General features: G+C 45.1%; 38 protein-coding genes. 5 read left to right on the top strand and 33 right to left on the bottom strand.

The window, feature by feature from the left end; all coding sequences use genetic code 11:
• Position 1: 1 nt before the first annotated feature.
• From ribD to H7708_RS11485, 4 genes are all read right to left on the bottom strand, one after another.
• A complete protein-coding gene (ribD, locus tag H7708_RS11470; RefSeq protein WP_223670926.1) occupies positions 2-1,105 on the bottom strand; it encodes a bifunctional diaminohydroxyphosphoribosylaminopyrimidine deaminase/5-amino-6-(5-phosphoribosylamino)uracil reductase RibD in 1,104 nt (367 codons plus the stop codon).
• A 14-nt stretch (positions 1,106-1,119) separates the two neighbouring features.
• The gene (gene nrdR, locus H7708_RS11475; RefSeq protein ID WP_223670927.1) at positions 1,120-1,575 is read right to left on the bottom strand and encodes a transcriptional regulator NrdR; all 456 of its coding nucleotides are present in this window, start codon (positions 1,573-1,575) and stop codon (positions 1,120-1,122) included.
• A 24-nt stretch (positions 1,576-1,599) separates the two neighbouring features.
• Positions 1,600-2,850 (bottom strand): serine hydroxymethyltransferase, encoded by a 1,251-nt coding sequence (gene glyA / locus H7708_RS11480; protein WP_223670929.1) that lies wholly within the window; start codon positions 2,848-2,850, stop codon positions 1,600-1,602.
• Positions 2,851-2,973: 123 nt separating this feature from the next.
• A complete protein-coding gene (locus H7708_RS11485) occupies positions 2,974-3,564 on the bottom strand; it encodes a transglycosylase SLT domain-containing protein (RefSeq protein ID WP_407929742.1) in 591 nt (196 codons plus the stop codon).
• A gap of 148 nt (positions 3,565-3,712) precedes the next feature.
• Between H7708_RS11485 and H7708_RS11490 the strand changes: the two genes are divergently transcribed.
• The gene (locus H7708_RS11490) at positions 3,713-4,267 is read left to right on the top strand and encodes a response regulator (protein ID WP_223670932.1); all 555 of its coding nucleotides are present in this window, start codon (positions 3,713-3,715) and stop codon (positions 4,265-4,267) included.
• On the opposite strand, the gene H7708_RS11495 is transcribed toward H7708_RS11490, so the two are convergent.
• Complete coding sequence (locus tag H7708_RS11495; RefSeq protein WP_223670933.1) at positions 4,268-5,206, bottom strand: cation diffusion facilitator family transporter; 939 nt, start codon at positions 5,204-5,206, stop codon at positions 4,268-4,270.
• Positions 5,207-5,302: 96 nt separating this feature from the next.
• On the opposite strand from H7708_RS11495, the gene H7708_RS11500 reads away from it, so the two are divergent.
• From H7708_RS11500 to H7708_RS13525, 4 genes are all read left to right on the top strand, one after another.
• Positions 5,303-5,659 carry a YkvA family protein gene (locus H7708_RS11500; RefSeq protein WP_223670935.1) on the top strand — a complete coding sequence of 119 codons (357 nt, stop codon included), beginning with the start codon at positions 5,303-5,305 and terminating at the stop codon, positions 5,657-5,659.
• A gap of 31 nt (positions 5,660-5,690) precedes the next feature.
• Positions 5,691-6,329, top strand: coding sequence for a class I SAM-dependent methyltransferase (locus tag H7708_RS11505; RefSeq protein ID WP_223670936.1), 639 nt, complete (start codon positions 5,691-5,693; stop codon positions 6,327-6,329).
• Between the two features lie 23 nt (positions 6,330-6,352).
• A complete protein-coding gene (locus H7708_RS11510; RefSeq protein WP_223670937.1) occupies positions 6,353-6,883 on the top strand; it encodes a hypothetical protein in 531 nt (176 codons plus the stop codon).
• A 441-nt stretch (positions 6,884-7,324) separates the two neighbouring features.
• The gene (locus H7708_RS13525) at positions 7,325-7,462 is read left to right on the top strand and encodes a DUF3149 domain-containing protein (protein ID WP_223670938.1); all 138 of its coding nucleotides are present in this window, start codon (positions 7,325-7,327) and stop codon (positions 7,460-7,462) included.
• Positions 7,463-7,512: 50 nt separating this feature from the next.
• Here the strand turns inward: H7708_RS13525 and rplQ are convergent, their stop codons facing one another.
• From rplQ to rpsJ, 28 genes are all read right to left on the bottom strand, one after another.
• Entirely contained in the window at positions 7,513-7,914 is a 402-nt protein-coding gene (gene rplQ, locus H7708_RS11520; protein WP_223670939.1) for a 50S ribosomal protein L17, read from the bottom strand.
• A gap of 188 nt (positions 7,915-8,102) precedes the next feature.
• Positions 8,103-9,083 carry a DNA-directed RNA polymerase subunit alpha gene (locus tag H7708_RS11525; protein ID WP_223670940.1) on the bottom strand — a complete coding sequence of 327 codons (981 nt, stop codon included), beginning with the start codon at positions 9,081-9,083 and terminating at the stop codon, positions 8,103-8,105.
• 24 nt (positions 9,084-9,107) lie between these two features.
• A complete protein-coding gene (rpsD, locus tag H7708_RS11530) occupies positions 9,108-9,728 on the bottom strand; it encodes a 30S ribosomal protein S4 (RefSeq protein ID WP_223670942.1) in 621 nt (206 codons plus the stop codon).
• 18 nt (positions 9,729-9,746) lie between these two features.
• Positions 9,747-10,136 (bottom strand): 30S ribosomal protein S11, encoded by a 390-nt coding sequence (gene rpsK, locus H7708_RS11535; RefSeq protein ID WP_223670943.1) that lies wholly within the window; start codon positions 10,134-10,136, stop codon positions 9,747-9,749.
• Between the two features lie 14 nt (positions 10,137-10,150).
• Positions 10,151-10,507, bottom strand: a complete 357-nt coding sequence (rpsM, locus tag H7708_RS11540) for a 30S ribosomal protein S13 (RefSeq protein ID WP_068993272.1) — start codon at positions 10,505-10,507, stop codon at positions 10,151-10,153.
• An 88-nt stretch (positions 10,508-10,595) separates the two neighbouring features.
• On the bottom strand, positions 10,596-10,709 hold the full coding sequence (gene rpmJ / locus H7708_RS11545; RefSeq protein WP_046561862.1) for a 50S ribosomal protein L36: 114 nt from the start codon (positions 10,707-10,709) through the stop codon (positions 10,596-10,598).
• A 17-nt stretch (positions 10,710-10,726) separates the two neighbouring features.
• A complete protein-coding gene (secY, locus tag H7708_RS11550) occupies positions 10,727-12,058 on the bottom strand; it encodes a preprotein translocase subunit SecY (RefSeq protein WP_223670944.1) in 1,332 nt (443 codons plus the stop codon).
• Entirely contained in the window at positions 12,058-12,495 is a 438-nt protein-coding gene (gene rplO / locus H7708_RS11555; RefSeq protein ID WP_223670947.1) for a 50S ribosomal protein L15, read from the bottom strand. Before rplO ends, secY begins: the two co-directional genes overlap by 1 nt.
• A 4-nt stretch (positions 12,496-12,499) precedes the next feature.
• Positions 12,500-12,682 (bottom strand): 50S ribosomal protein L30, encoded by a 183-nt coding sequence (gene rpmD, locus H7708_RS11560; RefSeq protein ID WP_223578746.1) that lies wholly within the window; start codon positions 12,680-12,682, stop codon positions 12,500-12,502.
• Positions 12,683-12,686: 4 nt separating this feature from the next.
• A complete protein-coding gene (gene rpsE, locus H7708_RS11565; RefSeq protein ID WP_223670948.1) occupies positions 12,687-13,190 on the bottom strand; it encodes a 30S ribosomal protein S5 in 504 nt (167 codons plus the stop codon).
• Between the two features lie 10 nt (positions 13,191-13,200).
• Positions 13,201-13,554, bottom strand: coding sequence for a 50S ribosomal protein L18 (rplR, locus tag H7708_RS11570; RefSeq protein ID WP_223670949.1), 354 nt, complete (start codon positions 13,552-13,554; stop codon positions 13,201-13,203).
• Between the two features lie 12 nt (positions 13,555-13,566).
• Positions 13,567-14,097, bottom strand: coding sequence for a 50S ribosomal protein L6 (gene rplF, locus H7708_RS11575; protein WP_223670950.1), 531 nt, complete (start codon positions 14,095-14,097; stop codon positions 13,567-13,569).
• 13 nt (positions 14,098-14,110) lie between these two features.
• Complete coding sequence (gene rpsH / locus H7708_RS11580; RefSeq protein ID WP_223670951.1) at positions 14,111-14,503, bottom strand: 30S ribosomal protein S8; 393 nt, start codon at positions 14,501-14,503, stop codon at positions 14,111-14,113.
• 18 nt (positions 14,504-14,521) lie between these two features.
• Complete coding sequence (rpsN, locus tag H7708_RS11585; protein ID WP_223670952.1) at positions 14,522-14,827, bottom strand: 30S ribosomal protein S14; 306 nt, start codon at positions 14,825-14,827, stop codon at positions 14,522-14,524.
• Between the two features lie 10 nt (positions 14,828-14,837).
• Complete coding sequence (gene rplE / locus H7708_RS11590; RefSeq protein WP_223670953.1) at positions 14,838-15,377, bottom strand: 50S ribosomal protein L5; 540 nt, start codon at positions 15,375-15,377, stop codon at positions 14,838-14,840.
• A gap of 24 nt (positions 15,378-15,401) precedes the next feature.
• Positions 15,402-15,719 (bottom strand): 50S ribosomal protein L24, encoded by a 318-nt coding sequence (gene rplX / locus H7708_RS11595; RefSeq protein ID WP_223670954.1) that lies wholly within the window; start codon positions 15,717-15,719, stop codon positions 15,402-15,404.
• A 14-nt stretch (positions 15,720-15,733) separates the two neighbouring features.
• Positions 15,734-16,102 carry a 50S ribosomal protein L14 gene (rplN, locus tag H7708_RS11600; RefSeq protein WP_068993298.1) on the bottom strand — a complete coding sequence of 123 codons (369 nt, stop codon included), beginning with the start codon at positions 16,100-16,102 and terminating at the stop codon, positions 15,734-15,736.
• Positions 16,103-16,212: 110 nt separating this feature from the next.
• Positions 16,213-16,470 (bottom strand): 30S ribosomal protein S17, encoded by a 258-nt coding sequence (rpsQ, locus tag H7708_RS11605; RefSeq protein ID WP_223670955.1) that lies wholly within the window; start codon positions 16,468-16,470, stop codon positions 16,213-16,215.
• On the bottom strand, positions 16,470-16,661 hold the full coding sequence (rpmC, locus tag H7708_RS11610; protein WP_046561875.1) for a 50S ribosomal protein L29: 192 nt from the start codon (positions 16,659-16,661) through the stop codon (positions 16,470-16,472). The genes rpsQ and rpmC overlap by 1 nt, the downstream gene beginning before the upstream one ends.
• Positions 16,661-17,068 carry a 50S ribosomal protein L16 gene (gene rplP / locus H7708_RS11615; RefSeq protein ID WP_223670956.1) on the bottom strand — a complete coding sequence of 136 codons (408 nt, stop codon included), beginning with the start codon at positions 17,066-17,068 and terminating at the stop codon, positions 16,661-16,663. Before rplP ends, rpmC begins: the two co-directional genes overlap by 1 nt.
• 11 nt (positions 17,069-17,079) lie before the next feature.
• The gene (gene rpsC / locus H7708_RS11620) at positions 17,080-17,781 is read right to left on the bottom strand and encodes a 30S ribosomal protein S3 (protein WP_223670957.1); all 702 of its coding nucleotides are present in this window, start codon (positions 17,779-17,781) and stop codon (positions 17,080-17,082) included.
• A gap of 9 nt (positions 17,782-17,790) precedes the next feature.
• Positions 17,791-18,123 (bottom strand): 50S ribosomal protein L22, encoded by a 333-nt coding sequence (gene rplV, locus H7708_RS11625; RefSeq protein ID WP_223670958.1) that lies wholly within the window; start codon positions 18,121-18,123, stop codon positions 17,791-17,793.
• Positions 18,124-18,138: 15 nt separating this feature from the next.
• Entirely contained in the window at positions 18,139-18,417 is a 279-nt protein-coding gene (gene rpsS / locus H7708_RS11630) for a 30S ribosomal protein S19 (RefSeq protein ID WP_223670960.1), read from the bottom strand.
• Between the two features lie 11 nt (positions 18,418-18,428).
• On the bottom strand, positions 18,429-19,256 hold the full coding sequence (gene rplB, locus H7708_RS11635; RefSeq protein WP_223670961.1) for a 50S ribosomal protein L2: 828 nt from the start codon (positions 19,254-19,256) through the stop codon (positions 18,429-18,431).
• Positions 19,257-19,270: 14 nt separating this feature from the next.
• Complete coding sequence (gene rplW, locus H7708_RS11640) at positions 19,271-19,567, bottom strand: 50S ribosomal protein L23 (RefSeq protein WP_068993311.1); 297 nt, start codon at positions 19,565-19,567, stop codon at positions 19,271-19,273.
• Complete coding sequence (gene rplD / locus H7708_RS11645; RefSeq protein WP_223670962.1) at positions 19,564-20,166, bottom strand: 50S ribosomal protein L4; 603 nt, start codon at positions 20,164-20,166, stop codon at positions 19,564-19,566. Before rplD ends, rplW begins: the two co-directional genes overlap by 4 nt.
• A gap of 17 nt (positions 20,167-20,183) precedes the next feature.
• Positions 20,184-20,816 (bottom strand): 50S ribosomal protein L3, encoded by a 633-nt coding sequence (gene rplC / locus H7708_RS11650; protein WP_223670963.1) that lies wholly within the window; start codon positions 20,814-20,816, stop codon positions 20,184-20,186.
• A gap of 49 nt (positions 20,817-20,865) precedes the next feature.
• On the bottom strand, positions 20,866-21,177 hold the full coding sequence (gene rpsJ / locus H7708_RS11655) for a 30S ribosomal protein S10 (RefSeq protein ID WP_068993320.1): 312 nt from the start codon (positions 21,175-21,177) through the stop codon (positions 20,866-20,868).
• Positions 21,178-21,217: the final 40 nt, after the last annotated feature.

The following is a 21,217-nucleotide window of genomic DNA, read 5'->3' on the forward strand; positions in this document are numbered from 1 at the left end:
TTTAGTCCACTCGGTTGTAAGTTAATTTCAAATCCTGACCAACTTGCCGAACATCCTTAAGTTCAAAATTAATCGCCTGGCTCATCGCCTCGAACGGCAATTGAGCCAATGGCTTAGCATGGCTGCCTAATAATTTTGGTGCCATGAAGACCACTAACTCATCCACCAGATTGTGCTGCAGGAATGCCCCTAATAGTTCACCGCCGGCTTCAAGCAAAACATCATTAACTCCGTCATCTGCTAACGCCTGTAGCAGAGCCTCTAAATCAACGCGCCCTGCCTTTGCCGCAATAGTTTTCTGTCGTACGTTGCTTGGGTATTGGCTCTGATTGCTTTGGATACCAACCAGCCAGCACTCGCCCTCATTCGCAAAAATTTGAGCGCTTGTCGCAACTTGCTGCTGCGAATCGATCACCACCCGCAGCGGCTGCTCAAAATAATGATCCTGTAAAAAGGTTTTATCGCGCACATTCAACGATGGATTATCGGCAACCACAGTACCAGCACCCGTAATGATAGCGCCAGCAGCGGCTCTTAGTTGTTGCACCTGCTGCCGAGCTTGTGGCCCGGTAATCCACTGGCTTTCCCCACTGGCCATAGCGGTTCGTCCATCCAGGCTGACAGCGGTTTTCGCTACGACTCGCGGCAGAGCAGATGTCATGCGTTTAATAAAGCCTGGGTTAAGCGCCTTGACTTCCTGTTCCATCAGCCCGCTCGCCACTTCGATACCCGCATCTTGCAAAATCGTTATACCGCGGCCAGAAACCCGAGGATTTGGATCGGTCATCCCACAGATCACTTTGCTCACACCGGCATTCACCAGGCCTTCCGCACAAGGCGGCGTTTTACCATGATGAGAGCAAGGTTCCAGCGTGACGTAAGCCGTTGCGCCAGTCGTATCGTGACCGAGTTGCTCAGCATCAAAAATGGCATTAACTTCGGCGTGCGGCAGCCCTGGCTTTTCATGCCAGCCCTGACCAATCACGGTATGATCTTTCACTAAAAGACAGCCGACGCGAGGGTTGGTCCTTGTGGTAAACCAACCTCGCCTGGCTAGTTGAATAGCTCGCGCCATATAGCGCGAATCGTCAGCATTAAAATTCATAAATATCGAGCGGATTATTTGTCGCTCTGTAACTTATCGATTTCCTCACGGAATGCTTGGACATCCTGAAAACTTCGATAGACGGAAGCAAAACGAACATAAGCGACATCATCTAATGCTCGTAATGCTTTCATCACTTCTTCACCCACCACTTTAGCTGAAACTTCTCGTTCACCTAAAGCTCGCAGGTTGGATAGGATTTTATTAATAGCGGCTTCCAGATCTTCAACGCTAACCGGGCGTTTTTCCACGGCTTTAGCCAGTCCCGTGCGCAGCTTCAGTTCATCGAACGGCTCTCGCGTGCCGTCCGATTTAATGATCTTGGGCATCACCAGCTCTGCACTTTCGAACGTCGTATAGCGTTCACCACAGGACAAACACTCACGACGCCGTCTAACCTGACTGCCGTCGGCGACCAATCGGGAATCAATCACTTTGGTATCTGGGTGAGCGCAAAATGGGCAATGCATAGCCGCTAATCCTTTCTTTTCTGATTACTTATAAACAGGGAAGCGCTTCGTTAGCTCCAAAACTTTGGCTTTAACGTCACTAATCACCTGCTCATTATTGATATCATCAAGAATATCACAAATCCAGCCAGCAAGCTCCGTAACTTCCACTTCTTTAAAGCCACGCGTCGTCACCGCTGGCGTCCCAAGGCGCAAACCACTGGTCACGAAAGGCGAGCGAGGTTCATTCGGTACCGTATTCTTATTAACAGTAATATTGGCACGACCTAACGCTTCTTCCGCATCTTTACCGGTAATATCCTTGCTAATAAGATCAACCAGGAATAAGTGGTTGTCGGTACCACCGGAAACAATATCTACGCCGCGTTCAACGAACACTTTTGTCATAGCCTGGGCATTGACTTTGACTTGCTTTTGCATGGCTTTGAATTCATCACTCAATGCTTCTTTAAAGGCTACAGCTTTAGCTGCGATAACATGCATCAATGGGCCACCCTGACCGCCGGGGAAAACAGCAGAGTTCAGTTTCTTCTCCAGCTCAGGATTTGATTTCGCCAGAATAATACCACCACGCGGACCAGCTAAGGTTTTGTGCGTGGTAGAAGTAACCACATCGGCATGCGGTATAGGATTTGGGTATTCTCCCGCTGCAATTAAACCTGCAACGTGCGCCATATCAACAAACAGGTAAGCACCAACTTTATCGGCTATTTCACGGAACTTAGACCAGTCAACCACACGAGAGTATGCCGAGAAGCCAGCCACAACCATTTTTGGCTTATGCTCCAGCGCCAGACGTTCCACTTCAGCATAATCAATATAACCGTTTTCATCGACGCCATATTCAATAGAGTTATAAATCTTACCAGAGAAGCTTACTTTGGAACCGTGGGTTAAGTGACCACCGTCAGACAGGCTCATACCTAAAATGGTATCGCCCGGCTTAATCAACGCCATATACACCGCAGCGTTCGCTTGCGAGCCTGAGTGCGGCTGCACGTTCGCGTAATCCGCGCCAAACAGTTCTTTAACGCGTTCGATCGCCAACTTCTCAGCGACGTCAACATACTCACAACCGCCATAATAACGCTTATCAGGATACCCTTCGGCGTACTTATTGGTGAGAACCGAACCCTGCGCTTCCATCACACGCTTACTGGTATAGTTCTCGGAAGCGATAAGCTCAATGTGCTCTTCCTGACGTTTCTCTTCTGCATCGATAGAAGCAACTAACTCAGGATCGAAATCTCTTAGTGACGTGGTGTTACCCAACATACCTCAATTCCCCTAATGTTCATTAAAAAATTGCCGTCATTTTAACCGATCCCATAGGGAATTGCGCCCAAAATCATCGCTTATTTTGCAGTTTGGTTAGTCCTTATAACTTCGAGTGATAGCCTAAAACCAGCCACGAAGATTATCATCCAGCTGTACCCGACAGCGTTTGTACTGACGGGCGTAATTTAAGGAGCGCGCCTTAACTTTATTCGCCACTTTCAACAGCCAACCTTTGTTCCGGTAAGTCCCACGTTTATAACCACCCCACCCTTCATGATAGGCCAGATACTGGGCTCGGGCATCCCATTTCGAGACCCCAAGTTTTTTGTGGGTGTTGTAGGTATACCAACCAATAAAATCTATCGCATCATCAAATTCATCGCGTTTGGCATTCCAGTTACCCGTAGAGCGGATATAGGTCTCCCAGGTACTTTCTAAAGCCTGCGCGTAGCCGTAAGCATCCGAGGGGCGGCCGACGGGAATAAAACCGAGAAACCATTCCATATCAGGACGGATGGTGCGATTAAACTTTGATTCCTGATGCATAACAGCCAGCTGAACATGGATGGGAGTTCCCCACTCTTCTTGTGACTCCAGGGCTGACTCGTACCAGTCCTCATCGGACAAAATATTACACAAATCACTGACATTACTCGGTTTATATGTCGCACAAGAACTTAATACGCTACTGAACGTCAGTATTATTAACATTTTTTTAAGCAAAGACCTATCCTTTCACATTTTCTAACAAGATTTTATGTATAAATGAATTTATCATGTTCAAATCAATGCTAAAATGCCGCCAAAATAGCAATAGACATTGATTTGTTCCATTAGGGAAAAACCGGGCAGCTAATTTATGAGCACGATCTTATTAGTCGACGATAACAGCAATATCCTAGCAAACACCGCCAAGAAATTGGAGGAAGCTGGCTATAAGTATGACTATGTTAACGAATATAAAACCGCTCTAAATTTTCTTCGGCTGTCCCGACCGTCGATCCAGATTGTGGTCGTCACCCTGAATAATTCGCTTGGCTACCCCATGATGCGTAAGCTCCACTCCTTGATGGCTGATCGAGCAACGATCATTGTGTATTCGAATAATAAAGATCGCTCGGTTGCCCATTGGACAAAAAAACACGGCATCCATCACTTCTTTGAACACCATCAGCAAGAAGAGCAGTTATTTAACCATATTAAGCGCTCACTCTATCGTCAGGGCCAATTTTTCTCACATCAACAACTGCTAAAACTGTCTCAGGTGCTTTCGAAGTATACCACGCAAGCAGAAAGGCTGGTTAAAGAGACCGCGCCACACTCAAAAAGTTTACAGGAACTGCAGCACAAACTCGCTCGTAAACTCGATGGAATTGATAATCAGCGTCGCTTTTTAGCAGAAGTACAAAAATAATCACTTCTTCATCTTACCGTTACAGGTAACCAGCTCCGAATCTTCGAGACAGGCGCTTCGTTCGATCTGAATAGTGGCATGGTTCAGGCCGTGCTCCTTACGAAGAAGTTTCAACATCACATCGATCATTCTGTCGCCATCATACTGGTCATGAATCAATGCATGGAACGTCATTAACGGCTCCTGTTCGCTGATACTCCACAAGTGCATATGGTGGATATCCAACACCCCATCCAAAGCCATCAATTGCTCTCGAATTTCCTGAGTGTCGAGCTCCTGAGGCTTGCCCTCCAATAGAATATGGGATGAGTCTTTGATCACATAATAGGCACTGCGCAAAATCAACATGGAAACGAATATAGAAAGTAACGGGTCGACCCACAGTAGTCCCCACTGCCAGATAATCAGCGCAGCAATGATTGCCCCAACGGATCCCAGCAGGTCTCCAAGGACATGTAATAAGGCGCTACGGACATTGATGTTAGAACCGCTGGAGCGATGCAACACCTTGAAGACCAGAATATTGACCAATAACCCCAATATGGCAACCGTCAGCATGGTGCCACTTTTAATTGGATTCGGTTCATAAAAGCGCTGGATACTTTCCCAGACAATCCATCCTGTCAGCAGAATTAAGAACATACCATTGGTATAGGCTGCTAATACCTGCAGGCGACCATAACCAAAAGTTCTTTTGTGATCTGCCGGTTTGGCACTTAATGTCATGGCATAAAACGCTAACAGCAATGCTGCCGTATCCGTCAGCATGTGACCGGCATCGGCCAATAACGCTAACGAACCGGATATGAGACCACCAATGACTTCAATAAGCATGAAGCCACCGGTTAACATCACCGCCCACAACATGTGCTTGCGGCTGGCTACAGGATGTTCATGATTTTTATCATCGTTCGCATGGGTATGACCATGAGGCTGCATAAACTCTCCTACTGCTCGACTGACACTACTATATCAACCCCTAGTTAATAATGGAAAAACTTGCCATGATATTTCAACACGCTGTAAGGTATTGATATGAGCAAAAACGAACCACCCATTGATCAGGCCAAAAGCTATTACAATGACTCCAGTTTCTGGAGCAAGTTAAGTTCGTTTGCCCGAAATCTGGGTGAAGAAACCATTGAGAAATTACTGACGTTATATTATTGCTTTCAGGATCCAGCGACCCCAAAGCAAGAAAAAATGGTGATAGCAGGTGCACTTGGCTACTTTATCATGCCCTTTGACGGCATACCCGATTTGCTACCCGGTGGTTGGACTGATGACATGGGTGTTCTAGCGCTGGCCATAGCCAAAGTGACGGCTTCGATAAACCATAAGCATATAGCGAAAGCCAAAGAGAAGCTTAACAAACTGCTCAACACGTCCTAAACTAGACCAAACTAAAAACAGTAGAAACGTTATGCCAGAACTACAAGAATTGCCTGAAAAAAATATTTTCCAAGCCTACGGTATCTTACTACTGCAAAATAACCACCGGTTTGTGCGTAAACTGAAAAAGCACTATACCCCATCGATCCACGGCCATAAGACCTGGAATAGCAGTTTCTTATTGATGGACTATTTTTTGCATAATGAAACACTGGAATACCAGCAAAATATCATGGAACTTGGTTGCGGCTGGGGCCCAGCCAGTATTTTCTGTGCTCAACACGCCTCCGCCAACCTCACAGGCATTGATCGAGACGATGAAGTATTTCCATTCCTGGAGGTCCAGGCAGCGTTAAATGAAGTTGAAGTAGCAACAGAACAGGCCAGCTTTGAGAAATTAACCAAAAAAAACTTAGGCAAATACGACCTGTTAATCGGTGCCGATATCTGTTTCTGGGAACAGTTAACCAAAATTCATTTTAACTTAATCAATCGTGCCTTTCAGTCAGGTGTCAAAGAAGTCGTTATAGCGGATCCCGGGCGCGATCCATTTTATGAATTGGCCGAAAAGTGTCTGGATAAGTATGAAGATTGCGACTTACTTGACTGGTACGCCACTGAACCGGAGCATTTTGAAGGCGAGATACTGCATATAAGGAACTCCAGATAATATAAACATGTAAAGGATTACCTGTGAAACAAACTCTACTTATACTTATTTATCTGCTAGTTACCTGTGTTGCCATAGGTATACACGTCTTTTCAGCTCCATTTGGGCAATGGGCTGGTACATTCTCAGAACCTCCCGCTATTTTGTTCTCGTTGTTAGTAACATTGGTGTTATCTCTGCTACTGAAGAAAAGCTTACCCTCCAGAAAGATACCCTTTAAGTTAAGGTATGCCCTCCCTTTAGGCTTATTGGGAATTTTAGGAGTTACTTACTTTAACCCTCCTTATCAGAGGCAATACTCTGCCCCGCATGATGTACTCAGTGCTACGCAAAAGTATATAGCAGAGCATCGAACAGCTTATACAAAAATACACTTTAAAAAAAGAAAGAAGCAGTGGTTTGATTCATTGAAAAGTCATTGCTGGGAGGCTATGTTAACTGGGCTGAAAGTAGACATGGATATTTTATATGTCATAAAATCCACTAAAGGTGAAATACAAGTTTTAAACAGCAATGAAAAGCACTGTGGTCGCCTAAATCAACCTTTTCCATAATGTGTAGTTATAAGACAATCTGGCACGCGCGGCAATTGTTGCTGTTTTTATAATCCAAGTTTAAAGGGTAGCAGCCAAAATTCCTTAAACATTCCTTAATAATCAATACTCCGAATAAATTCGAGAAGAATATCCACTTTAACCAAGGCGAAACAGGTGACCAACCGGAAACCTATTAGAGAGACGCTTATTTTGACGAGTCTATAAGCAATATAACTATAGAGAGGAGTCTTTAATATTACTGTAAGGTCGATATTTTTGTTCAATAGTCGAAAGTTTACAAATTAAATGTTCAGAATACTTTTTGCATACAATCTGATGTATTACGGTTCCCTGCTAACCCGTCCTATGCTGGCTACTCACAACATCCTTGATCTGGATCAGCTTTTCAAAACAGCAGTTAATTAAGCTAGAGGCTGAGTCATTAACCGGAGTCACCTCATGGAGCTTTTAAAGGAGCTGTTCTCAAGCCCATACGGTATTTTCAGTGCTGTTGGAATATTATTCATGCTTGCGATGGCTGCATTTTTTATTATCTTGTTCGTCAAAAAATCAGCTGAGAAATCCGATGACCAATAAAAAAGCCAGCTAAAAGCTGGCTTTTTATTCATCGGCTGTGAAAAACTAAATTACTCTTCAGTTTCTTCAACTTCAAAATCGTCTTCTTCAACGACTGGACGATCAACCAATTCAACGTACGCCATAGGCGCGTTATCGCCTGGGCGGTTGCCGCATTTTAGAATACGCAGGTAACCACCTGGACGATCTTGGTAGCGCTCACCAAGCTCGCTGAATAGTTTTGCAACCGCAGCATTGTCACGGATACGTGCAAATGCTACACGACGGTTAGCAACAGTGTCTTTTTTCGCTAAAGTAATTAACGGCTCAGCAACGCGACGTAGTTCCTTTGCTTTCGGCAAAGTTGTACGGATAAGCTCGTGCTCGATCAATGACGCAGTCATGTTACGGAACATGGCCTTACGGTGTGAGCTGTTACGGTTTAATTTACGACCTGATTTTTGATGACGCATATTGAGTTCCTCACTCTATTTAATCGCAGCCTGCTATAGTACTGCGAACACTTACTAAGCAGGGTTTCACCCTACAATTTTGAAATAATCATCAAACAATAATTACTTCGATTAAAAAGCTGGATACTCGTTACTTAGAATTAAGTAGAAGTATCCAGCTAAACGGTTAATTGGCTTTAAGCTTTAGGTTATTCGCCTAAGATGCTTGATGGTGGCCAATTTTCTAAACGCATACCCAGTGACAAACCACGAGAAGCAAGAACGTCTTTGATTTCAGTCAGAGATTTCTTACCAAGGTTTGGAGTCTTAAGCAACTCAACTTCAGTACGCTGAACCAAGTCACCAATATAATGGATATTCTCAGTTTTCAAACAATTAGCAGAACGTACCGTCAGCTCCAGATCATCAACCGGACGCAATAGGATCGGGTCGATTTCTGGCTCTTCTTTCTCGGGTTCAGCTTGTTTTTCATCTTTCAAGTCAACAAAGGCAGCTAACTGCTGTTGAAGGATAGTCGCGCTACGACGAATCGCTTCTTCAGGGTCGATAGTACCGTTTGTTTCCAGATCAAGAACCAGCTTATCCAAGTTTGTACGCTGCTCTACACGCGCAGATTCTACGGTGTAAGATACTTTCTTCATTGGGCTGAAAGAAGAATCCACTTGCAAGACACCAATCGGCTTATCTTCGCCTTCAGGTTGCTTACGAGTGTTTGATGCTTCATAACCACGACCAAGCTTAATCTTGATGCGCATGGTCAAAGCGCCACCTTTGTTCAAGGTAGCAATGTAGTGATCTTTATTCACTACTTCTGCACCAGAAACTTCTTCAATGTCAGCAGCAGTCACGACGCCTTCGCCTTTTTTCTGTAAAGTCAGAGTCACCTCATCCTTATCTTCCAGACGAACTGCCAACCCTTTTAAGTTCAAAAGGATATCGATCACGTCTTCTTGAACACCCTCAATTGCTGAGTATTCGTGAAGCACGCCGTCGATTTCTACTTCTGTCACTGCGGCACCAGGCATTGAAGACAACAGGATGCGACGCAGTGAGTTACCCAAAGTGTGTCCAAATCCACGCTCAAAAGGTTCCAAGATAACGCGAGCCTTCGTGCCCTCGTCTGATTCGACCTTAATTTGACGCGGAGTCAGAAATTCAGTTGCTGACATATTATCCCTCTCAAGGATTAAAAATTACTTAGAGTAAAGCTCTACAATTAGGTTTTCGTTGATGCTAGCGTCCAGTTCAGTACGCTCAGGAAGACGCTTGAACGTACCTTCCATTTTCTTTGCATCGACTTCAATCCACTCAGGCTTATCGCGTTGCGCTGCTAGCTCTAGAGCTGCAGTAATACGTGCTTGCTTCTGTGACTTTTCACGTACAGAAATCACGTCATCGGCTTTAACTGAGTAAGAAGGAATGTTTACCGTTTCACCGTTAACCAAAATTGCTTTGTGGCTAACCAGCTGACGAGCTTCGCCACGCGTAGAAGCGTAACCCATACGATAAACTACGTTGTCTAAACGCGACTCTAGTAATTGCAACAAGTTTGAACCAGTCGCACCTTTGATACGATCAGCTTCTTTGTAGTAATTACGGAATTGACGCTCTAGAACACCGTAGATACGACGAACTTTTTGCTTTTCACGAAGCTGTAGACCATAGTCAGAAAGACGGCTACGACGCGCGCCATGCTGACCTGGAACAACTTCAATCTTACATTTGGTCTCAATTGCACGTACGCCTGATTTGTGTCCAAGATCGACACCTTCACGACGTGACAATTTAAGTTTAGGACCTAGATATCTAGCCATTTTAAACTCCCGTTATTGTTACACACGACGCTTTTTAGGCGGGCGACAACCATTGTGTGGAATCGGTGTCACGTCAGTAATGTTGGTGACTTTAAAGCCAGCAGCGTTAAGTGCGCGAACCGCTGATTCACGACCTGGTCCAGGACCCTTAACGAATACTTCAACATTCTTCATACCCATTTCTTTTACTGTTTGAGCAGCGCGGTCAGCAGCTACCTGTGCAGCGAAAGGAGTAGACTTACGTGAACCACGGAAGCCAGAACCACCAGATGTTGCCCATGCAAGAGCATTACCTTGACGGTCTGTGATCGTAATGATGGTGTTATTGAACGACGCGTGAATATGCGCCATACCATCAACTACGGTCTTTTTAACTTTTTTCTTAGCAGTACGAGGTGTTTTTGCCATATTATTCCACCAAACTATTTCTTAATCGGTTTGCGAGGACCTTTACGGGTACGGGCATTTGTCTTCGTACGTTGCCCACGCAAAGGTAGGTTACGACGATGACGGATGCCTCGGAAACAACCCAAGTCCATCAAACGTTTAATATTCATGTTGATTTCGCGACGCAAATCACCTTCGACAGTAAATTTGCTCACCTCGTTACGTAGATTCTCAATTTGGTCTTCGCTCAAATCTTTGATCTTTGCAGTAGGTTCAACCCCTGCATCAGCACAGATTTTCTGTGCACGAGGACGACCGATACCATAGATAGCGGTCAGTGCGACATCAGCATGCTTATGTACCGGAATGTTAATACCAGCTATACGAGCCATTTAACAATATCTCCTAAATTAAATAAGCAGGCGTGAAAGGGCGGCTATTTTAGCCATCTCACGCCTAAAAATCAAACAATTATGTGTATTAACCTTGACGCTGTTTATGGCGCGGGTCAACACAGATAACGCGAACACTGCCGTGACGACGAATCACTTTGCAGTTACGGCACATTTTCTTAACAGAAGCACGAACTTTCATTTGTTACTCCAACATGCTTAGCGACGTACACGACCCGATGGGCCATGCTTTTTAAGATTTGCTTTTTTCAATACCGAGTCATATTGCTGCGACATCATGTGCGCCTGTACTTGAGCCATGAAGTCCATAGCAACAACTACAATAATCAATAGTGACGTACCACCGAAGTAGAACGGATATTCGAATAGCAAAATCAGAAACTCTGGCAACAAACATACCGAAGTCATGTAAAGGGCACCCCAGAACGTCAGTCTGGTTGTTACCTTATCTAAATAACTAGCCGTTTGTTGACCAGGACGAATACCTGGAATAAAGGCGCCTGACTTTTTCAGGTTATCAGCCGTATCGCGAGGGTTTTGCGTCAATGCTGTATAGAAAAAAGCAAAGAAGATAATACCCGTAGCGTACAACATCATGTACACCGGATTACCAGGTTGTAGGTTCTGCGCCAAAGTACTTAACCAATTGACTTCTCCAGCACTACCAAACCAAGACAATAATGTACCTGGGAACAGGACGATACTGGAAGCAAAGATAGCTGGGATTACACCGGCCATATTTAACTTCATTGGTAAGAAGCTACTTTGAGCTGCAAAAACTTTGTTACCTTGCTGGCGTTTCGCATAGTTGATCGTGATACGACGTTGAGCCGTTTCAAACCACACGATAAAGTAGATCACAGCAAGTGCGAACACACCGAATACCAGGATACCCAGTATATCTCGTTGTCCGTCATAGGCCTGTGAGAAAACTTGTTGAATCGCCTGTGGGAAACCTGCAACGATACCCACCAAGATAATAATAGAGATACCGTTACCGATACCTCTTTCCGTTATTTGTTCACCTAACCACATCAGGAACATAGTACCTGTAACCAATGTAGCTATCGCAACAAAATAGAACGAAAAGTCGGGATTCTCAACCAACCCAGGAACCATGCTAGGTAACTGAGTCGCCATACCGAACGCTTGAACTGTTGCCAGGCCGACCGTTAGATAACGCGTGTATTGGTTGATTTTACGGCGTCCACTTTCACCTTCCTTCTTGATCTCTTTCAAGCGAGGATCAACATAACTCAAGATCTGCATGATAATCGATGCCGAAATGTAAGGCATGATACCCAATGCTAGAACTGAAGCACGCTCCATCGCACCGCCAGAGAAGACATTGAACAAAGAAAAAATCGTATCTGAGTTCAATATCTGTTGTAGTGCCTCGGCGTTTACACCTGGAACAGGTACAAAAGAGCCTAGACGGAAGACTACAATAGCAATGAGCACAAACAACAGACGTTGTTTGAGCTCACTCAAACCACCGCTTTTTGCTAATTGCTGTGGTGATAATGCCATTATGCTTCAACCTTACCGCCAGCTGCTTCAATGGCTTTTTGTGCACCTTTAGTCACACGAACACCACCAGAAACGGTCACTGGACGTTCAATTTCACCAGACAAGATAATTTTAGCGTTCTCGATGCTGTTACCGATGATGCCTGCTTTTTTCAAAGTCAGCATATCAACAACGTCACCTTCTACTTTAGTCAGTTCGTTTAGACGAACTTCAGCAGTTGCCAAAGCTTTACGCGACTTAAAGCCGAACTTAGGTAAACGCTGCTTCAAAGGCATCTGACCACCTTCGAAACCAATCTTGTTGAAACCGCCAGAACGTGATTTCTGACCTTTATGACCGCGACCAGCAGTCTTACCGTCAGTCGAACCGATACCACGACCTACACGTTTGCGGTCTTTTTTACTACCAGGAGCTGGCATCAATGTATTTAAACGCATGATCTTACTCCTCAACACTAACCATGTAGTAAACTTTGTTTACCATACCGCGAGTTGCAGGAGTATCCTCAACTTCTACAGTATGACCAATGCGACGCAAACCTAGACCGCGCAAACAAGCCTTGTGAGCTTCTAAGCGGCTAATGCTAGAACGCGTCTGCGTTACTTTCATCATTTTCTTTGCCATCGTCTTAGTCCAAAATCTCTTCTACTGATTTACCACGCTTGGCAGCCATAGCTTCTGGCGAAGTCATTTGGTTCAAACCGTTAATCGTTGCACGAACGATGTTGATTGGGTTTGTAGAACCAACACTCTTAGCCAAGACGTTTTGGATACCTAGCACCTCAAAAACAGCACGCATCGCACCACCAGCAATGATACCAGTACCTTCTGATGCTGGCTGCATGTATACTTTTGATGCGCCATGACGGGCATTAATTGGATGTTGTAAAGTGTGGCCGTCTTTTAACTCAACCTGGATCATGTTACGACGAGCTTGCTCCATAGCCTTTTGAATTGCTACAGGCACCTCTTTCGATTTACCACGTCCAAAGCCCACTTTACCCTTACCGTCGCCAACAACAGTTAAAGCTGTGAAACCGAAAATACGACCACCTTTAACTACTTTAGCAACGCGGTTTACGTTGACTAACTTTTCAACTAAACCTTCTTGGTTATTCATATCTTTTGCCATGCTTCACACCTTAGAACTGTAAGCCTTTTTCACGAGCGGCGTCAGCTAATGCTGCCACACGTCCGTGGTATTTGAATCCACTGCGGTCAAAAGCAACTTGCTTTATGCCCGCTTCGATAGCACGTTCAGCAACCAAAGTACCTACTTGCTTAGCAGCATCCAGGTTACCCGTGTACTTAACGTCACCACGAACGGCCTTTTCCACAGTCGAAGCACTCGCGATTACATTACCGTTCTCACCGTTGATTACTTGAGCGTAAATGTGGCGAGGGGTTCTATTCACAACCAGGCGCGTTACACCTAGCCCATGCATTTTGGCACGACTTTTAGCCGCACGACGCAAACGTTGAATTTTCTTTTTCATGACCCTGCCCTACTATTTCTTCTTGGCTTCTTTACGAACAATATGCTCGTCAACATAACGAACACCTTTACCTTTGTAAGGTTCTGGCGGACGATATGCGCGGATATTAGCCGCAACCTGACCAACAATTTGCTTGCTTGCACCCTTAACGACGAGATCCGTTTGTGAAGGAGCTTCGATAGTAACGCCTTCTGGAATCTCAAATTCGATTGGGTGAGAAAAGCCCAGGGTTAAGTTCAATTTACGACCTTGAACCTGTGCACGGTAACCAACACCGATAAGCTTCAACTTCTTTTCGAAACCTTCGGTAACGCCAGTTACCATATTGTTAATTAATGCGCGGTAAGTTCCCGCCATAGCCCAGCTTTTAGCACTGTCTTTAGGGGCGAAGTTAACTTCGCCGTCTTCGACTTTAACGTCTACATCGTTATGTAGTTGTTCTTCAAGCTGACCTTTTGAACCTTTTACACTGATCACGCCATCTTTGATGTTGACTTCAACACCTGAAGGGATAGATACAGTGGCTTTTGCTACACGTGACATCTTTATTCTCCCCTTACGCTACAGTGCAGATGATCTCACCGCCGTGGCCTGCTTTACGTGCAGCACGGTCAGTCATCACACCTTGTGACGTTGAAACGACAGCAATACCAAGACCGCCGATGACTTTTGGAAGTTCATCAACTTTCTTGTAGATACGTAAACCTGGACGGCTTACACGCTTCAATTCGTCAATTACAGGACGACCTTGGTAGTATCTCAACTCAACAGTCATGGTTGGGATAGCACCTTCTTCAATGCTGTAACCATTGATAAAACCTTCGTCTACCAATACTTCAGCAATTGCTTTTTTAATTTTTGAAGCAGGAATTGTGACAGTTTTCTTCGTAGCAGTCTGGCCGTTACGAATACGAGTCAACATATCTGCTATAGGATCTTGCATACTCATGTGTGATTCTCCAACAGCTTACCAGCTAGCTTTTACCAGACCAGGAACGTCACCTTTCATCGCATGCTGACGTAATTTGTTACGACACATACCGAACTTACGAAGGTAACCGTGTGGACGACCAGTTACACGACAACGATTACGTTGACGAACTGGGTTCGCGTTGCGTGGAAGCTTTTGCAGTTTCACCTGAGCTTCCCAAACCTCTTCTTCAGAAGAATTTGGGCTCTTGATGATTGCTTTAAGCTCTGCGCGTTTTGCAGCGTACTTTTCTACAGTCTTTGCACGCTTCAATTCACGCTCGATCATTGATTGTTTAGCCATAGCGTGCCTCTTATGATTTCAATGGGAAGTTAAACGCGTCTAGTAGTGCGCGGCCTTCCTCATTGGTGTTTGCCGTAGTGGTGATAGTAATATCCATACCACGAACCGAATCGACCTTGTCATAATCAATTTCTGGGAAAATGATTTGCTCTTTGATACCTACAGAGTAGTTACCACGGCCGTCGAAAGATTTTGGATTCAAACCACGGAAGTCACGAATACGTGGTACCGCGATAGAGATGAATCTTTCTAAGAATTCCCACATACGCTCGCCACGAAGAGTCACTTTACAGCCAATTGGGTAGCCATCACGAATTTTAAAGCCCGCAACAGACTTGCGTGCTTTAGTGATGATAGGCTTTTGGCCTGAGATAGCAGTCATATCACTCACTGCGTGCTCAAGGATCTTCTTGTCCGCAAGAGCTTCACCCAGACCCATGTTCAATGTGATCTTGGTAATGCGTGGGACTTGCATAACTGATTTGTACTCGAACTTCTCTTGAAGCTGCTGTACAACAGTATCTTTGTAAAAGTTGTGCAGTTTCGCCATCATTTATTACCTAAATGTTAACAATTAAATCGCTTCGCCAGTTTTCTTGAAGAAGCGCGTTTTCTTACCATCTTCAACTTTAAAGCCAACGCGATCGGCTTTACCTGTTGAAGGGTTGTAAATAGCTACATTAGAAGCTTCAAATGCTGCTTCTTTCTCAATGATTCCACCTTCATTGATAGAACCATCAGGATTTTGGCTTGGCTTTGTGTGCTTCTTGATGATATTGACGCCACTCACAATCACGCGACCATCAGCAAGAACGCGGTCAACATTACCACGTTTGCCTTTGTCTTTGCCCGCGATTACGATGACTTCGTCGCCGCTTTTAATCTTTTGCATGATTCTCGTCTCTCTTAAAGTACTTCTGGTGCCAAAGACACGATCTTCATGAACTTGTCACCACGTAATTCACGTGTAACAGGCCCAAAGATACGAGTACCAATCGGCTGAAGGTTGTTGTTCAAAATTACAGCTGCATTACCGTCAAACTTGATCAAAGATCCGTCTGGACGACGTACGCCTTTACGAGTACGTACTACGACTGCGTTTAGAACGTCACCTTTTTTAACCTTACCGCGTGGGATCGCTTCTTTTACGCTGACTTTGATGATGTCACCAATGTTAGCGTAACGACGATGCGAACCACCCAGTACCTTAATACACATTACACGACGAGCACCTGAATTATCGGCTACGTCTAGTACTGATTGCATCTGGATCATGGTTTTCTCCGCTTAATCCCGCGCTAAAAGGCGCAGGAGTATACCATTAAATTACTAAAAATCCTAACCCTGAGGCGAATTTAATCACTTCAGGGTTAACTATGGCTCAATTAGCTAGCGCTCTCGACTATCTCAACCAACTTGAATGACTTGGTTTTTGATAGTGGACGACACTCAGCAATTCTCACCACATCACCCAATTTGCACTCGTTAGCTTCGTCATGAGCGTGAACTTTTGTCGAACGCTTGATGAACTTACCGTATAAAGGGTGTTTCACGTAACGTTCAACTAGTACAGTGATGGATTTATCCATTTTGTCGCTGACGACTTTGCCCTGTAATGTGCGTTGAATTGTATCAGTGCTCATTATGAACCTGCCTTTTGGTTGATAATGGTTTTAACACGGGCGATGTCGCGACGTACTTCACGCAACTTGTGTGTTTCAGTCACTTGGCCCGTAGCCTTTTCCATACGTAACTTAAATTGATCTTGCAAAAGCTCGTTCAAAGTTACGTTGAGCTCTTCAACGCTCTTATCTTTCAATTCTGTCGCTTTCATTAGATCACCGTCCGCTTAACAAAGGTTGTTTTGAAAGGAAGCTTAGACGCTGCTAGCGTGAACGCTTCGCGCGCTAGTTCTTCAGAAACACCTTCCACTTCATATAACATGCGACCTGGCTGAATCTGAGCAACCCAATATTCAACACTACCTTTACCTTTACCCATACGAACTTCTAAAGGCTTTTTAGTGATTGGCTTGTCAGGGAATACACGAATGTAAACCTTACCAGCACGCTTCATGTGACGAGTCATAGCACGACGCGCTGCCTCAATTTGGCGCGCAGTCATACGACCACGACCCACAGCTTTCAAACCGTACTCACCAAAGCTCACGTTATGAGCTTTAGAACCACGGTTACGCAGTTTATGCTGCTTACGATATTTCGTTCTCTTTGGCAATAACATAATACTTACCCCTATTTCTTCGCTTTAGGAGCAGGTTTTCTGCGGCGAGGTTTCTTCTCTTCTTTAGGCTCTTCAATCTCTTGGCCTGGAAGAACTTCACCTTTGAAAATCCATACTTTAATGCCGATGATACCGTAAGTAGTATTCGCTTCAGATGTAGCGTAATCGATGTTCGCACGAAGCGTATGCAAAGGTACACGACCTTCACGGTACCACTCAGTACGAGCAATCTCAGCACCACCTAAACGACCACTTACTTCAATCTTGATACCTTCTGCACCAAGACGCATCGCGTTTTGAACGGCACGCTTCATTGCACGACGGAACATCACACGACGCTCCAGCTGCTGTGCAACGTTATCAGCGACCAACTGACCATCAAGCTCAGGCTTGCGCACTTGCTCAACAGAAACTTGTGCCGACACACCAGCCATCTTGGCAATCTTGCCGCGCAATTTTTCGATATCTTCACCTTTTTTACCGATTACGATACCAGGACGCGCAGTGTGAATAGTCACACGAATCGCTTTCGCTGGACGCTCGATATCAATGCGAGATACTGAAGCATGCTTCAATTCTTTTAACAACCAGTTACGGATGTTGATATCACTTTCCAAGTTATCCGCAAAATCGCCGCGCTCAGCATACCATGTTGCCGTATGCTTTTTTACGATACCTAAGCGGATACCGGTAGGATGAACTTTTTGACCCATTACCTTCTCCTAGTTATCCGATACTTTAACGGTGACGTGACTATTACGCTTTAAAATGCGGTCGCCACGACCTTTCGCGCGCGGACGCATACGCTTTGCAGTCGCCGCTTCATCAACGAAGATAGTTGAAACTTTCAACTCGTCGATGTCAGCGCCTTCATTGTGCTCAGCATTTGCAATCGCAGACTCAAGAACCTTCTTGATAATACGAGCCGCTTTCTTGGGGCTGAATTCAAGAGTGTTCAACGCTTTTTCTACTGGTAAGCCACGAACCTGATCGGCGACAAGACGCATCTTCTGTGCCGAGATGGTGGCATTACGCAATTTAGCTGCTACTTCCATCTTTCACTCCTCGCCTTATCGTTTCTTGGCTTTCTTATCAACATCGTGACCGTGGTAAGAACGAGTCAATACAAACTCGCCTAACTTGTGGCCAACCATGTCTTCAGAGATGAAGACCGGTACGTGTTGACGACCATTGTGAACGGCAATCGTCAGACCAACCATTTCCGGGAAAACAGTTGAACGACGAGACCATGTTTTAATTGGTTTCTTAGAACCAGAGGCCGCAGCTTCTTCAACCTTCTTAAGTAAGTGAAGGTCAATGAATGGGCCTTTCTTTAACGAACGTGCCACTGTGCTATCCTCTATCGTTTATTACGGCGACGGACAATTAGTTTGTCTGTGCGCTTGTTGCTACGAGTTTTCTTACCTTTAGTAGGCGTACCCCATGGAGACACAGGATGACGACCACCAGAGGTACGTCCTTCACCACCACCATGTGGGTGGTCAACTGGGTTCATAGCGACACCACGAACCGTTGGGCGAACACCACGCCAACGCTTGGCACCAGCTTTACCCAAACTGCGTAGCATGTGCTCTGAATTACCTACCTGACCGATTGTTGCGCGACCTTCAGCCAACACTTTACGTGTTTCGCCTGAACGTAGACGCAAGGTCACATAGCTGCCTTCACGTGCAACGATCTGAGCATAAGCACCAGCACTACGAGCCATTTGCGCACCCTTGCCTGCCTTCAGTTCGATGTTATGAACTGTTGTACCCACAGGGATGTTACGCATTGGTAAGGCGTTACCGACACGAATCGGAGCGCGCTCACCTGAAACGATAGTATCACCAGCTTTTAGGTTACGAGGAGCAATGATGTAACGACGCTCACCGTCTGCGTAGCAGATAAGTGCAATGTGCGCACTACGGTTTGGATCGTACTCAAGACGCTCAACCTTACCAGCGATCTTATCTTTGTTACGTTTAAAGTCGATAACGCGGTAATGATGCTTATGACCACCACCAATGTGACGAGTCGTGATACGACCGTCGTTGTTACGACCACCTGATTTTGATTTCTTCTCTAGTAAAGCTGCATGAGGCTTACCCTTATGCAGGTCAGAATTCACCACTTTAACTACAAAGCGGCGTCCTGGAGAAGTTGGTTTAGCTTTTTCAATTGCCATTACTAATCTCCTTGTTACTCGCCGCCTACGAAGTCAAGATCTTGACCAGGCTTCAATGAGACGTAAGCTTTTTTCCAGTTAGGACGACGGCCTTCTTGTAGACCGAAACGCTTACGTTTACCTTTCATGTTCAAAGTACGAACGCTTTCAACTTCAACTTCGAACAGAGTCTCTACAGCTTTTTTGATTTCACGCTTATTAGCGTCTTTAGCTACTTTGAAAACGAATTGGTTGTCGTTTTCAGCCAAAATCGTCGCTTTTTCAGAAACGTGAGGCGCTAGAAGAACTTTTAAGATTCGCTCTTGGTTCATCCCAACATCTCCTCTACTTTCTTAACAGCCGCGACAGTCATCACAACCTTGTCGAAACCGATTAGGCTAACAGGGTCAAGTGCTTGAACGTCACGAACGTCAACTTTATGTAAGTTGCGAGACGCTAAGAATAGGTTTTCGTCAACTTCATCAGTCACGACCAACGCTTCTTTAGCATCAAGCTCTTTCAATTTGCCAACCAGCTCTTTTGTTTTTGGAGCTGAAACTGCAAATTCTTCCACTACAATCAAACGTTCCTGACGAACCAATTCACTAAGAATGCTTTGGATCGCACCGCGGTACATTTTGCGGTTCACTTTTTGAGTGTAGTCTTGTGGTTGTGCAGCGAATGTTACGCCACCTTTACGCCATAATGGGCTACGGATAGTACCCGCACGGGCACGACCTGTACCTTTTTGACGCCAAGGTTTCTTACCACCACCGCTTACAGCGCTACGGTTTTTCTGTGCACGAGTACCGGCACGAGCAGCAGCCATATATGCAACTACTACCTGATGAACTAATGACTCGTTAAATTCACGGCCAAAAGCTACTTCAGAAACCTGAATTGCGCCGCCAGATGTCAAACTAAGTTCCATAGTCAACTCCTCTTGGCCTAGGCTTTCTCAGCAGGATGTACAATCACATCACCGCCGGTAGCGCCTGGGACGGCACCTTTGATTAATAACAAATTGCGCTCAGCGTCAACACGTACAACTTCTAGAGTTTGTACCGTTACGCGCTCAGCACCCATGTGACCAGACATTTTCTTGCCTTTAAATACACGACCTGGTGTCTGGTTTTGACCAATAGAACCAGGCGCACGGTGCGCTAGTGAGTTACCGTGTGTATTATCTTGGCCACGGAAGTTCCAACGCTTGATTGCGCCAGCGTAACCTTTACCTTTAGAGGTACCTGTTACGTCAACTTTTTGACCTTCTTCGAAAACTTCAACTTTGACTTCACCGCCAACTTCGAAACCCTCTAAAGAGTTCACGCGGAACTCCCACAAACCACGACCCGCTTCAACACTAGCCTTTTTAAAATGACCAGCTTCCGCTTTACTGATACGGTTTGCCTTACGGCTTCCTGTAGTGACTTGAACCGCTTCATAACCGTCAACATCAGCTGTCTTAAGCTGAGTGATGCGATTTGGGTCGGCTTCTACTACGGTAACCGGGATAGACACGCCGTCTTCAGTGAAGACACGAGTCATACCTCGTTTTATACCTACTATTCCGATAGCCATGTTTTAAACCTCAACCGAAATGGTTATAACCTTGCTGCTGATGTCTGCCTTAAGAAAGGCTGATTTGTACATCAACACCAGCTGCCAAATCCAACTTCATCAATGCGTCAACAGTCTTTTCTGTTGGCTCGATGATGTCCACTAAACGCTTGTGCGTACGAATTTCATACTGATCACGCGCATCTTTGTTCACGTGTGGTGACGTCAAGATGGTGTAACGCTCTTTACGAGTTGGTAAAGGGATAGGACCTTTAACCTGAGCACCAGTACGCTTAGCGGTGTTTACGATCTCTGAAGTCGATAAGTCAATCAACTTGTGATCAAACGCTTTCAATCTGATTCGAATACGTTGCTTTGCCATTGCAAAGAACTCCACTATATTAATTAAAAGAACATAAAAA

Origin of the sequence: Kangiella shandongensis (genome assembly GCF_020005365.1) — a bacterium.
Classification (GTDB): Bacteria; Pseudomonadota; Gammaproteobacteria; order Enterobacterales; family Kangiellaceae; genus Kangiella; species Kangiella shandongensis.